This window comes from Phyllobacterium sp. 628 (assembly GCF_014189505.1).
Lineage (GTDB): Bacteria > Pseudomonadota > Alphaproteobacteria > Rhizobiales > Rhizobiaceae > Phyllobacterium.
In genome coordinates this window covers 208466-221217 of record NZ_CP050300.1, presented here as the reverse complement: position 1 = coordinate 221217, position 12752 = coordinate 208466, and the positions used below count along the sequence as shown (strand labels likewise).

Annotated in this window: 11 protein-coding genes; 7 read left to right on the top strand and 4 right to left on the bottom strand. The window is 54.1% G+C overall.

Translation table 11 applies throughout. The features are described from left to right. Positions 1-138: 138 nt before the first annotated feature. Both HB779_RS01010 and HB779_RS01005 read left to right on the top strand, forming a co-directional pair. Positions 139-948, top strand: a complete 810-nt coding sequence (locus HB779_RS01010; protein ID WP_188342248.1) for an ABC transporter permease — start codon at positions 139-141, stop codon at positions 946-948. Positions 949-1001: 53 nt separating this feature from the next. After that, entirely contained in the window at positions 1002-1760 is a 759-nt protein-coding gene (locus HB779_RS01005) for a bifunctional 2-polyprenyl-6-hydroxyphenol methylase/3-demethylubiquinol 3-O-methyltransferase UbiG (protein ID WP_188342247.1), read from the top strand. Between the two features lie 18 nt (positions 1761-1778). Here the strand turns inward: HB779_RS01005 and HB779_RS01000 are convergent, their stop codons facing one another. Continuing rightward, positions 1779-2426, bottom strand: coding sequence for an ABC transporter ATP-binding protein (locus tag HB779_RS01000; protein ID WP_188342466.1), 648 nt, complete (start codon positions 2424-2426; stop codon positions 1779-1781). A gap of 95 nt (positions 2427-2521) precedes the next feature. Continuing rightward, positions 2522-3724 (bottom strand): Wzz/FepE/Etk N-terminal domain-containing protein, encoded by a 1203-nt coding sequence (locus HB779_RS00995; RefSeq protein ID WP_188342246.1) that lies wholly within the window; start codon positions 3722-3724, stop codon positions 2522-2524. 367 nt (positions 3725-4091) lie between these two features. On the opposite strand from HB779_RS00995, the gene HB779_RS00990 reads away from it, so the two are divergent. The 5 genes from HB779_RS00990 (at position 4092) to fae (ending at position 10509) form a co-directional block, all read left to right on the top strand. Then, a complete protein-coding gene (locus tag HB779_RS00990) occupies positions 4092-5516 on the top strand; it encodes a capsular biosynthesis protein (protein ID WP_188342245.1) in 1425 nt (474 codons plus the stop codon). Positions 5517-5521: 5 nt separating this feature from the next. Further along, positions 5522-7645, top strand: a complete 2124-nt coding sequence (locus HB779_RS00985) for a capsular polysaccharide biosynthesis protein (RefSeq protein ID WP_188342244.1) — start codon at positions 5522-5524, stop codon at positions 7643-7645. Next, positions 7642-8907, top strand: a complete 1266-nt coding sequence (locus tag HB779_RS00980; protein ID WP_188342243.1) for a glycosyltransferase family 1 protein — start codon at positions 7642-7644, stop codon at positions 8905-8907. The genes HB779_RS00985 and HB779_RS00980 overlap by 4 nt, the downstream gene beginning before the upstream one ends. A 267-nt stretch (positions 8908-9174) precedes the next feature. Next, positions 9175-9969: an FkbM family methyltransferase gene (locus HB779_RS00975; RefSeq protein WP_244642323.1), complete on the top strand. Its 795-nt coding sequence runs from the start codon at positions 9175-9177 to the stop codon at positions 9967-9969. A gap of 57 nt (positions 9970-10026) precedes the next feature. Next, entirely contained in the window at positions 10027-10509 is a 483-nt protein-coding gene (gene fae, locus HB779_RS00970; RefSeq protein WP_188342241.1) for a formaldehyde-activating enzyme, read from the top strand. On the opposite strand, the gene HB779_RS00965 is transcribed toward fae, so the two are convergent. Both HB779_RS00965 and tdh read right to left on the bottom strand, forming a co-directional pair. Then, positions 10506-11606, bottom strand: coding sequence for a (5-formylfuran-3-yl)methyl phosphate synthase (locus HB779_RS00965; protein WP_188342240.1), 1101 nt, complete (start codon positions 11604-11606; stop codon positions 10506-10508). The genes fae and HB779_RS00965 overlap by 4 nt on opposite strands. A 100-nt stretch (positions 11607-11706) precedes the next feature. Beyond that, positions 11707-12744, bottom strand: a complete 1038-nt coding sequence (tdh, locus tag HB779_RS00960) for an L-threonine 3-dehydrogenase (RefSeq protein WP_188342239.1) — start codon at positions 12742-12744, stop codon at positions 11707-11709. Positions 12745-12752: the final 8 nt, after the last annotated feature.

Here is a 12752-nt window from a genome sequence, read left to right as displayed (position 1 = left end):
CGCTGTATTAAAACCTATATCAGTATAATGCTAAAACAAATGCCTTGTGAAGTACTTGGATGATCCTTGCGTTGAGAGAAAGAACGTATATGGTTCATTTCTGACGTGTATGTGAATGGAAGTCGAAGAAAACATTCGATGAAAGCTGTTCTATCGAAATCTGACAAACGTTCACCATTTTGGATTGGGTTGCGTGCGCAGTTGCGGGTGCTGGGTGCACTGGTCATGCGCGAAATGATCACCAGGTATGGCCGTGAAAATATCGGGTTCCTTTGGCTGATTCTCGAGCCGATGATTCTCACATGTGGCGTCATGCTGCTGTGGACATTGATGCGGCACGAAGCCCATGGTTTGACGGTTATCGCCTTCGTCCTCAGCGGGTATATGCCATTGACGCTTTGGCGGCATATCTCATCTCACATGGTATCCTGCCTGAAGCATAATATACCCCTGATGTATCATCGGCAGATCAAACTTGCCGACGCACTGATTGCGCGTGCACTGCTTGAAATCGGTGGTACGACATTCGCGCTTTTGGTTGTTTATACCGGTGCTGTTCTGGCGGGATTTATCGAACCTTTTGCTGATCTCGGTCTTATATTGGCCGGCTGGCTGTTTATGGCGTGGTTCTCTTTTGGCGCGGGATTGATCCTCGCCGGTCTGGCAGAAATCTTCGAGGTTGTGGAGAAGCTGGTCCCGCCCTTGCAATATCTGATGCTGCCCGTATCGGGCATGTTTTTCATGGTGGCGTGGCTGCCGCATGATGTGCAGAAACTCGCCCTCTACGTTCCGACCGTTCACTGTTTTGAGATGTTTCGCGCCGGCACTTTCGGTGATGCGGTGAAACCGTTCTATGACGTTTCATATATTTTCACCTCTTGTCTGCTCACCACGGCCGTTGGCCTTTACCTGATCGAGCATGTCAAAAGTCATATTAAGTTTGAGTAGGCCACCCCGTTTGGCCTTTCGCTGAAACCTGAACAGCATCGATGGAGGATCCCATGCGCGACACAAATGAAGACTGGGAAAAGCTGGCGCAAGACAATGCCTATTGGGCTGTCCTTACCGAGGATGAGTTCAAGTCAAAAAAGCTGACGAAAAAGCACAAGGACACCTTCTTTGCCACTGGGCGTGCGGATATCGCCAACCTTACCGCATTGATAAAGGGCCTCATTCCGGATTTCTCGACGCCAAAGGAATCGGTTATCGATTTTGGCTGCGGTGTAGGGCGGCTGCTTATCCCTTTGGCGGAGCAGGCAGAGAGCGCTATTGGCATCGACATATCGGAAACGATGCGCTCCATCACCCTCAAGAATGTTGCGAGCCACGGGCTCAACAATGTGCGCTGCGTCGAATCTCCAGAGATTCTGGTCAAGGAGGGCGTGAAGGCTGACTGGCTTAACAGTTATATCGTGTTGCAGCATATTGAGCCCCGCCGTGGCTATTTCATCATCAATGATCTGTTGCAATGCGTAAAAAGCGGCGGCGTCGCCTCCCTGCACGTGCCATTGTTCAAAACTGCCAACCGCACCGAATATTACAACGATCGTGTCATGTATTTTCGCAACGATTACTACAAGAATGAAACGGTTTTCATCGACCGCGATAATTATGGGCATCCGGATATCCAGATGTATGACTATGACGCCAACACGGTCCTGGCGCTTTTCCATAAAAACCAGATGACAAAGGTCCATCTGATACATGATCGCTCAACCACGGGAATCCACGCGTATTATTTTATCGCTCAACGCGATTGAGACGCCCGGTTCGGCTGCTTACAGCGAGGCGTAAATATCGAACGCGAATTTCACATCGTCGAAGACACGGCCCCGGCCGTTCTTCAGAACGAGAGCGGACTTGCACTGGTCGGCGATGATATCCAGAGTATGGCCAACAATAATCATGGCTCGGTTCTTTCGCTTTACAAACAGCTCATCAAATGACCGGCGTTGGAAGCGCTGGTCGCCAACGGCGATGACTTCATCAATCAGATAGCAATCAAAATCAATTGCAAGGGAAAGGCCAAAGGACAAGCGTGCCCGCATCCCGGAAGAATAGGTCTTGATTGGCATTTTCAGGTATTTGCCAAGGTCGCTGAATGTTTCAACCGTGTCACGAATTTCATCGACCGGCCGGTTGTAGATTCGGGACAGAAAACGGGCGCAATCATGCCCGGTCATTGATCCACCGAATCCGCCACTGAGTGCGATAGGCCAAGAGAGAGACATGGAGCGGGTTACTTTGCCGGATGTGGGTGGTTCAATGCCCGCAATCAGCCGGACGAGAGTGGATTTACCAGCGCCATTGTGGCCAAGAACTGCAATTTTTTCGCCCGGCCCCACCTCGAAACTGACATTGTCCAGGACACGGCGCATGCCGCCCTGAACAGGGTATTCTTTGACAAGGTTGTAAGCCCCGATAATGCCGTCTCCTGACGGAACAGGGGAGGGAACGTTTGTCGTGAACTGCACCGGCGGCGCGCCGTCATTACCGTTGAAAACGATGGTGTCAGATGAACTCATGATTCGGCATGTTCATAGATCTGGTTGAGGAGGAAGCGGATGATCCAGAAGCTCGCAAAGCAAATTGCGAAGGCCAGAAAGATTGAATAGAGCCGCTTCGGATAAAGCGCATAGTCGGGACGGTTTGGATTGACGATACGTTCGAGATAGAGCTGTTGTCTCTGCGCCTCGATTTTTGCATTTTCGAGCGATGTTGCCGACGATTCCAGCATGCGCATGCCAAGCTCGCGCTGCAGCAGCAATTGTTCATACTGAGAGATAAGAGGGGCCATCGACGCGTCGCCGCCAACAATGCGGGACCGCTCGTTGCTGATTTGAGTTTCCATCGCATCAATGCTGCTGCGCAGCGACTGAATTTGCGGGCTTTGTGGCGCTTGCTGGATGAGCGCGGCATATTGAGCCTTACTCTTGGAAACCTCGTCAGATAATTTCGCAAGCATATCGAGCATAGCCGCTGACTGCTTGCCGGGATCAATCATGGCCACCTTGTTGCGGAAATCCGTCAGTGACTTTTGCACCTCTGCCATGCGCTTTTCACTATCGGTTACCTCAAGCTTGGCGAAACGGATAGCATCCTGACGGGCTCGTTCATTCAGCCGATTGATCAGCGTTTCAGCGCCGACGAGCAGCGCTTCCGTTAGTTTCTGCGCATCCTCAGCACGGGAAGCACGCATTTCCAGTGTTGTAACCCCGCCACTTGAATCCGTGTCGATCGTCATGAACTTGAGATAGTGCTTGTAAAGCGCCTCTTCCGTTCCATCGCTCCAAGGTCTGGGGAAACGTGTCAGAAAATCTGTTTCCGGCCGCGAGAGTATTTCCCGCAAATCGCTCGCGGACTCGAGCGTGCTGACGGCGGCGCGCGATTCCATATATTCCATCACGACGTAACTATCGTCCTGTGCCCGCACGAAGCCTGTACTTTGCAGAAATCCGCTCAGCATGCCGGCCGCATTCCGGTTTGGGCTGCGAACAACGAATCGTGTTTCTGAAGCATATTGCGGCGAAGCGATGAAGCCGTAATAGATCGTTGCCAAAGTCGTCGGGATAATAACGAGAACAATCAACAGGGCGTGGCGCCGCAGCCATGCTTTTATCCGGCGCAGTTGCTCGCCCTTCTGTGCGGGGCTAACACCGCACTGTCCGATATCAACCAGAGTCATGTAATCAAGAAATTCGTCGTTGGGACTGAGTCGTGTCATGCGATCACGCAACTATGGGTCAAGAAGCCGGGAATGTAACGTTTGCTTGGCAACACCAACTTCATACTCGTCTCCATAAGAGAAACACAGAGGTCAATTGCTACGCAAGATATAGATAAAATAAACATTGCGCAATTATAACAGTTTGGAACTATTGGTATAATTTAAAACACTGAAAAACAAATGTACAATAAAAACCATACTACACCAAATATATATCTTATTGTCGTAATTATACTTGTTGTGGCGGAATTAGTATGGCGCCAAAAAAATCAGAATGAAATAACTGTCTGAAATTGCGTTTGTTTTGGGTTCTGAGTGGCGTTGCGTCAGCCAGAAGCCGATGGCGAAGGGGGCTTGACGACCTGTGAAGGAGAAATCCGGGCAATCTGGTACAATCGTTCCTTTCCCGAGTCGTGGACGCGCAATTCGCTGCCTTACTTCCGAAAAGCCGCTGGTTCTGTTGTTACAAGGCCCTGTCGGGCCATTTTTCCGTACATTGGGCGGCACATTTGAAGCTGAGGGCTATGATGTCCTCAAGATTAACTTCAATGGCGGTGACTGGTTGTTTTCCCATGGTACCGGCACGCTGAATTTCTGTGGTTCAATGGACGCCTGGTCTGATTGGCTGGAGGTATTCATCCGCAGCAGGCGGCCTGAGGCAATTGTTCTGTTTGGCGACAGCCGACCCTATCACCGCCAGGCCATTATGGTGGCGCTGCGTGCCGGCGTTCCAGTTTCCTGTTTTGAAGAAGGCTATGTGCGCCCGAACTTCATTACCTGTGAATGGGATGGCAACAACGCACTGTCGCCGCTGCGCCGTCCGAAACCTGTCCACCATGGGTATTCGGCCGCCGGACCGGTGGAGCCCGTGAAGGGCAATCTGTTTCGGGCGATGACGTTCTTTGCCATTCGCTACTACCTCGCCAAGATGACGGGCGCGGTCTTCTTTCGTGGCAATCTCCATCATCGGAGCCGCGGAATATTTTCAGAATCCATTCTCTGGACCCGGAACTTCTGCCGCAAGATTCGCCACTACCCCGCAAACAACGAATTGATGCTGAACCTGATCGAGAATCTGGAGAACCAGTATTTCGTCGTTGCTCTGCAGGTTCATGACGACCAGCAGCTTTTACGACACGGTCGCGGCTGGACCATGGAAAAGCTCATCACCGAGAGCATCCGTTCGTTCAAGCGATTCGCAGCGCCCTCGCATCACCTGGTCATCAAGGTACATCCTATGGATCGCGGCCATAAGAGTTACCGGCCTTTTGCAATGGAACTGGCCCGGATTGCCGGGTGTGCAGACCGGGTGCACATTGTCGACGATGGCTCGATCGGCTTGCTCATTCGCCATTCTCTCGGTCTGGTGACGGTCAACAGCACATCCGGACTGCTTGCATTGAATCACGGCAAACCCGTGCTTGCACTTGGTGAAGCCATCTATAACAAACGCGATCTGGTCTGGGGGCTTGGCAGCCGTAATCAGGACGATGCGTATGGGATGGACGGTTTCTGGTGTTCGCCAACCGCGCCGCGCCGCGATGCAGTCAAGGCATTCAATACTCGGATGCACGACGAGAGCCTGATCAATGGCAGCTTCTATCTGCGCAGCCTGCTCGAGACGACGTGCAAGCGCGTTGTTCAAAAGCTTCAGACAGATTTGAAGGTCGTTACCGTGACCGCCCCGGACGCTGTTCACGGGCGGCAGATGGAGGGCGCGCAGGATCCTTCGGCATCCGGCCGGGACCGTGATCTATTCTCTCCCCTGTCACCTGACATTCCGAATTGATCGCCATGGCTTTTGCAAGAACGCTCCCCATTCGCGAGACAATTCCGGCAAGCCTCGGTACCGATTTCATCGGAACATTTGCATCAACCGGATGGTTGCCGCCGCAAGGCTCGGAGCTTCTGGCATTTCTGCCAACGCAGTTACGTTTCCCGTTGATTGGCCCGGCACTTGGGGCGAAAGCAATCAAATCAGCGGAATTTGCCTGGACTGACGCGGATGGCGTGGTCGGCTGGGGTGAAAAGCCGCTGGCCCGGATGGCCCAGACGTTGGCCCGGTTGCGTGGTCTGCCCTATTGGTCTTTGGAAGATGGATTTCTCAGATCCGTCGGGCTCGGCAAAACCGGTGCCCCACCTGTTTCCATGGTCGCGGATGACGTCGGTATCTATTTCAATGCGGCCAAACCCTCGCGTTTGGAAGAATTGCTGTTGAGGGATGCGAACAAGCCGGAACTGGAGCGTGCACGCAATCTGCGCCACCAGATCGTTGTGGAGCGGCTGACCAAATACAATCACTTGCTGGATTATCCGGTTTCCCTGCCCGCAAGTCGCGGCAGGCGTATTCTGCTTATTGATCAGGTTGCGGGCGACTATTCGGTTACAGGTGCAGGCGCGAACGAACAGTCCTTCCGGCACATGTGGCAGGAAGCGCGTGCGGTGCCGGGGGCGACAGTTCTTGTCAAAAGTCATCCGGATATTGTGGCCGGGTTTGCCAGGGGCTATCTCAGCCACCTTGCCGATGAGCCGAATGTTCGCTTTATCGATGAGAATATTTCTCCCCATGCTTTGCTCGATGTTGTTGATGAAGTCTGGACGGTTTCAAGTCAGTTCGGCTTTGACGCGCTAATGCGCTCCGTGCCGGTAACGACATTTGGCGTGCCGTTCTATGCGGGTTGGGGACTGACCCAGGATTGGGCAGAAGGCGAGATAGCCAGCGCCGCCCTGCGACGCCGCAACCGCAAGGTCGACCTTGATGCATTCGTTGCCGCAACGCTTCTGCAATACCCGCTCTACGTTGATCCTGTCACACGTATGCAGACGACAGCGGAGAAGGCGATTGACCGGCTGATTGCCTGGCGTCACCATGCTTTGGAACGGCGCGGCCGTTATCTCTGTGCAGGCTTCTCCCGGCACAAATGGCCCACTGTCAGAGGCTTCCTGCAAGGGCCTCTGTCCCAGGTGACGTTCTGCAGTGAAACGCCAAGCAACGAGCAACTGGCGAAGGCCGATTATCTGGTCCGTTGGGGTCACAAGACACCCATGCCGGACGGCGTCCCCCCGCTATCCCTGCCTTTGCCGGTGCTGCGCATGGAAGACGGGTTCATCCGCTCGGCAGGTCTTGGAGCAAGTCTGACGCCTGCATCTTCGCTCTGTATTGATCGCGAGGGCATCTACTACGATGCAACAAGCGAAAGTGGATTGGAGCGGCTGCTTCGGACGGCTAAATTCAACCCGGATGTGCTCGCAAGAGCCGTGCGTCTGCGCCAGCAGATCGTCCGTCATGGCATCACCAAATATAATCTCGACGCGGATGAATCGCCGGATTACCGCGAATTGGCTGGCGGCAGGCCCATCATCCTTGTCGCGGGACAGGTTCCCGATGACGCCTCGCTGCGATTGGGCCTGACGAACTGTGTCTCCAATATCGACCTGTTGCGCATCGTGCGCCGCCGCCAGCCCGATGCCTTCCTCATCTATAAAGAGCATCCCGATCTGCTGGCTGGCAAGCGCAAGGGGCTGTCCGACGCCGCATTGCTGCATGAGATAGCCGATCTGGTGGTCGGCAATGTTGCAGTTGGCGAACTGCTTGACGTCAGCGACGAAGTGCATGTCGCAACATCGCAGATGGGCTTTGAAGCCTTGATCCGTGGCCGCCCCGTCTCGTGCTACGGGCTACCGTTCTATGCGGGCTGGGGACTGACCCGTGATGGCGTTACGCCGCTGCGGCCGCGGCGCAAGCTGTCACTGGACCAATTGATCGCGGGCGTTCTCATCCTTTATCCGCGCTACCTCTCCGGCAACACGGGACTGCCCTGCGAGGTCGAAGACGTGATCAACGAAATTCATAGAACACGTGGCGAAAAACGCAATTTCATACGCCGGTCTTTGCACCGGCTGGGGTGGGCAAGATGAATGCAATTGCAATGGATATTTCGCGGCTGATCGGACGGTCCCACTACTCGACGCCAACGGGTATTGATCGTTTTGAACTGCAATATGCCCTTTGGGCCCGGGCGCGCAGCTCGTTCTTTGTCGAGATGGGCCGCAACAAGCCGATCGCTATCGATGAGGGGCGTGCAACAGGACTGATTACGGATCTCAGCAAACGCTGGTCAGGAACAGCACTCAGCCCAAAACAATCGATGGAACTGGAACAGATCTACGCGGCCATCGACGGAAAAATTTCCTGGTGCGATTTGAAGCGCGCATCGGCTCCGGCGCAGCCGACAAAAATAAAGCAATGGAGTCTGGCTGCCGGCAAGTCATTGCGGGCATGGCTTCCGGCGGGTCCGGTGGAGCGCAATGCACCTTTTGTGCATGTTTCGCATACCAATCTCGACAGGCCAGCTGCGTTCTCATGGCTTGATAGCAGACGGCGGAGTGGGGTTTTCTATGTGCATGACCTCATTCCGGTTACCCATCCGGAATTTGTCCGCAAGAGAGAGCCGCAACGCCATCTGCAACGGATGGAAACCGTGCTGCGTCATGCTGGTCTTGTGTTGTGTAATTCGCAGACCACTGCCCGCTCGCTGCGTTCGTTTGCCGAAGATCGTGGCCGGGAAGCCCCGCCGATTGCCATTTTGCCTCCCGGCATCGAAAGCAGTTTCCGCCAGACGAATCGCTCAGGTGTAACGCGGACGAAGAATCCCTACTTTGTCATCGTCGGTACGATTGAGCCGCGCAAGAATCACATTCTGCTTTTGCAATTGTGGCGCTGGCTGGTCGAGCGTGATGGTGACAGCGCGCCGCGTCTGGTTATTGCCGGCAAGCGTGGCTGGGAAAATGCACAGGTCTTTGCAACGCTCGATCGCTGTCCGCAACTGCGTGATATGGTGATCGAGGTATCTGATCTCGGCGATGCCGCACTGGCCGACCTCTTGTCCGGCGCCGCGGCCCTCCTCGCCCCTTCGTTCGTTGAGGGCTATGGCATGCCTGTGGCTGAAGCCATGGCAACAGGCACACCGGTGATTGCATCAGACATTCCATCACATAAAGAGATCATAGGCGATCAGGCGACCCTGCTTGATCCGTGTGACGGGCTGGGATGGCGGGCCGCAATTGATGCTCATACCAGTGAATATCGCAGCAAATCTCAGCATGCTTCACAAGATTGGAATGGACATTTTCAAGTATTGGATGAATTGTTAGAAAATGCCGTACAGACTGTGCGGTGACCGCAAGACTTTCCATCAATGTAGCAAATGAATTCCAATGAATGTGAAGGCGTCATGACGAGTTACAATGATATTTTGAATTGCTACAAATTTATCCTTGGACGCGAAGCAAACCCTGAAGAGAAAAAAGTCATATCCGAACATTTGTTGAACATTTCGGATATTTCATTTGGCGAACATCGAAGAAGATTTCTCTCTTCGGTGGAATTTCACCAAAAGCACGCGGAAGTTATTTTTGAGAATTTTGTACCGAGAAGTATCGAGGTTTTGTTCGAAACAAAGAACAACTTCAAGATTTATCTCGATTTGCGTCAATATCACATGACGTTCGGTATCTTTAACGGCGGTTATGAGAAGTTCGATATCGACATCATAAAAGCTGTGACCCCGGATAAGGGCGTGTTTTTCGACGTTGGCGGCAATGTTGGTTACTATTCCCTGTCTGTGGCCACAAAGCCGGGGTTCTCTGGAAAGGTGGTTTCCTTCGAACCGCTCCCACACTTGTGGAATCTGTTCAGCAAATCCATCGTGGAAAACAAGCTGTCGAAAGTCGTCACAGTGCACAAGCTCGCGCTTGCCGACGCACCCGGCACCATGGAACTCAATGCTGCGGAGCATACGGTCAATGCTGGCGCAACCAGTCTGATTGCCGGTTCGGGAAACACGAAGTCGGAGCGCAGCACGAAAGTTGAAACACTGGATGCTGTCGTCAAAGGATTGAAGCCCGATTCGATAAAGATCGATATTGAAGGCGCGGAAGGTCTGTTTTTTGCCGGAGCTGCCAAGACCATTCCGTCCTCGAATCCGACCATGCTGGTCGAGGTCAACCGCGATGTGCTTGCCGCCCTTTCAAGGACCACGCCGGGCAGGATTTTCGATCAGCTGGCAGGCTGGGGTTACGAGATATGGGAAGTGCTTGATAAATCCGTGCGGCATTTACCAAGCGCCCAGGCGATAGATCTCGCCTTTCCGTCAGGAAGAGTAGCCAACATTCTTGCCATTCATCCGGATCGCAAGGCTGACGTGGCGGAGCGGCTAAAGACACTCGATCTCACGCTCTGATTGTTTTTCCGGTTTTCTCCGTCTTGAGCTATAGCTGCTCAGGACGGAGGAATCGGCATGCAAATCATCAACAGGGTTATGGTCGGGGAATCGCTGGTGGGCGATGGCAACGAGGTTGCCCATATTGACCTGTTGATCGGGCCGCGTGGCAGTGCGGTCGAAACCTCCTTTTGCAATGCGCTCACCAACAATAAGGATGGATTTACGTCCGTATTGGCGGTGATCGAGCCGAACCTGCCGTGCAAGCCAAGCACTGTCATGTACAACAAGGTGACGATCCGGGGCGCCGGTCAGGCCATGCAATTGTTCGGGCCAGCACAGCTTGGTATTGCCGAAGCTGTGCGCGATTCGGTAGCAGATGGCACCATTCCGCAAAACGAAGCCGACAATCTGTTCATCTGCGTCGGCGTGTTCATCCACTGGCAGGCCAGTGACGACGCGAAAATTCATGACTACAATTATCAGGCGACAAAAGAGGCCATTCAACGCGCCATCACAGGCAAACCCACTGCGGCTGAAGTTTTGGCTCGAAAACCTTAATGATCGCGGCGCTGGCGCGGTGCTGGTGCATTGGCCGGTAGCGCCGGAGCTGCCTGCATTTCGCGTTTGCGCTCAATCTCGACGCCAACGCCGCCCGGTCCCAGTTCCAGCTTTTCCGCACGGACGATGACACGGGTTACGCGCGGGTTTTCCAGAATGAAAGCGGCCACGCGCTCGGCCAGCGTTTCGGAAAGCTCGACATGGCCGCGTGCGACGATGGCGTGGATACCGTCCATGATCAGGTCATAGGACACGATATGGCGCATATCTTCAGGGTTGCGGGTGACACGCAGAACTTCGGCAGTCACGTCAAACCGCACCTTTTGGGCAATGCCATGCTCAAAACTGTAGGCGCCGATATGCACCGGCAGGACGAAGTCGCGGACAAAAATCTTGTCCGTGCCAAGACCTTCTTCGGCAGGGTCGGGGAAATAGCCGCGCGCGGCCAACAACTGATAATCAACACCGGGTGCAAGGCTGGTGCGGCGTTCCTCGGGAATGAGCTCACGGATTTTGGCCGTGGCCTGCAGGTCAATCGTTCCTGCACCATCCAGAAGCGCTTCGCGGAAACCCAGAATATCCAGCTGAAAACTCAAAAGGCGGGAAATATCCGGCGTTTCGAGCCCTCCGGCAACGCCCACCAGCAATGACAGGGCATGGCACTGCCTGACATAGGCATCAATGGTTGAAAGCGGCAGATGGTTTAGCAGGCGTGACCCATTGCTTGTATCCAGCAAAAGGGCATGGAAACATTGCGCTGCAAGGCTGGCGGCGTCAGGCAGCTCGCTTGTCAGATCGACATGAATAACAGCGATCCATTTCACGTCATTGCCAAGATCGGGCAGCGGATCTGCGGATGTGGACGGTTCAAGAATGATCTTGATGAAACCGACGCCGAGCGCTGACAGTTCCCCCGCACGCTCCGGCGCGTCCTGCCGTTCCAGCGTAGCGCACAGCAAAGCCTTGCCGGCCGCTATTTTTGCATAAGGCCGCAGTGTCTCCACATCGGATGTCGGCAGGTCAATAACATCGGCCCCGCATTGAAGGGCAATTTCCGCCTCTTCAACGCTGTGAACGGTCGCAAGCATCTTGGTCATGGGCAAAAACCTCCGAATGCACCATGAACTACATCTATCGGCGCAATGTTGCGCCGATTATGACGCCATGAAATGGCGTCATTGCGAAACCGGCACATAATTAGTGCCAGCTGAGAACCACCTTGCCGGAGCTGCCCGCGCGCATGGCATCAAATCCGGTCTGGAAATCATCAATCGGCAGGCGATGGGTAATGATCTCGCTCAGATCGAGACCACCCTGCACAAAGGCAATCATCTTGTACCAGGTTTCGAACATTTCGCGGCCGTAAATGCCCTTCAGGTTGAGCATCTTGAAGATGACCTTGTTCCAGTCAATCTCGAAGCCGGTCGGCGCAATGCCGAGAATGGCAATCTTGCCGCCATTGTTCATCTTGTCGATCATGTCACGGAAAGCTGGTGCCGCGCCGGACATTTCAAGACCCACGTCGAACCCTTCGGTCATGCCGATCTGGCGCATGACATCGGTCAGATTTTCCTTCGATGCATCGACCACGTGATCGATACCCATCTTCTTGGCGAGTGCGAGGCGTGACGGATTGATATCAGTAATCACCACTTTGCGTGCGCCGGAGCGCTTGGCAACCATGGCGCCCATGATGCCGATAGGACCTGCACCGGTTACGAGGACATCCTCGCCAACCAGATCGAAACTCAGGGCAGTATGAACGGCATTGCCGAACGGATCAAAGATCGCAGCGATTTCATCGGAAATATCATCCGGAATCGGCACGACATTGCTTTCGGGAATGCAGACATATTCGCCGAACGAACCCGGACGATGCACGCCGACACCCAGTGTATTACGGCAGAGATGCCCCCTGCCCGCCCGGCAATTGCGGCATGTCCCGCAGACAATGTGGCCTTCGCCGGAAACGCGCTGGCCGACCTTATATTTGGTCACGGCCGAGCCGATTTCAGCGATCTCGCCGCAAAATTCATGGCCCACGACCATCGGCACCGGAATTGTTGCCTGTGCCCACTGATCCCAATTGTAAATGTGAACGTCCGTCCCGCAGATTGCGGACTTCTTGACCCGGATCAGCACATCATTGGCGCCGGGCTCCGGAACAGGAACCCTTTCCATCCAGATGCCCGGTTCCGCTTTTGCCTTTACCAGTGCCTTCATCATGTTCGACATGGTTTTGT

Bases quoted from the DNA above. Each gene is read 5' to 3' on its own strand.
- HB779_RS01010 (WP_188342248.1), top strand. From the start codon at position 139: ATGAAAGCTGTTCTATCGAAATCTGACAAACGTTCACCATTTTGGATT.
- HB779_RS01005 (WP_188342247.1), top strand. From the start codon at position 1,002: ATGCGCGACACAAATGAAGACTGGGAAAAGCTGGCGCAAGACAATGCC.
- HB779_RS00995 (WP_188342246.1), bottom strand. From the start codon at position 3,724: ATGACACGACTCAGTCCCAACGACGAATTTCTTGATTACATGACTCTG.
- HB779_RS00985 (WP_188342244.1), top strand. From the start codon at position 5,522: ATGGCTTTTGCAAGAACGCTCCCCATTCGCGAGACAATTCCGGCAAGC.
- HB779_RS00980 (WP_188342243.1), top strand. From the start codon at position 7,642: ATGAATGCAATTGCAATGGATATTTCGCGGCTGATCGGACGGTCCCAC.
- fae (WP_188342241.1), top strand. From the start codon at position 10,027: ATGCAAATCATCAACAGGGTTATGGTCGGGGAATCGCTGGTGGGCGAT.
- HB779_RS00965 (WP_188342240.1), bottom strand. From the start codon at position 11,606: ATGACCAAGATGCTTGCGACCGTTCACAGCGTTGAAGAGGCGGAAATT.
- tdh (WP_188342239.1), bottom strand. From the start codon at position 12,744: ATGTCGAACATGATGAAGGCACTGGTAAAGGCAAAAGCGGAACCGGGC.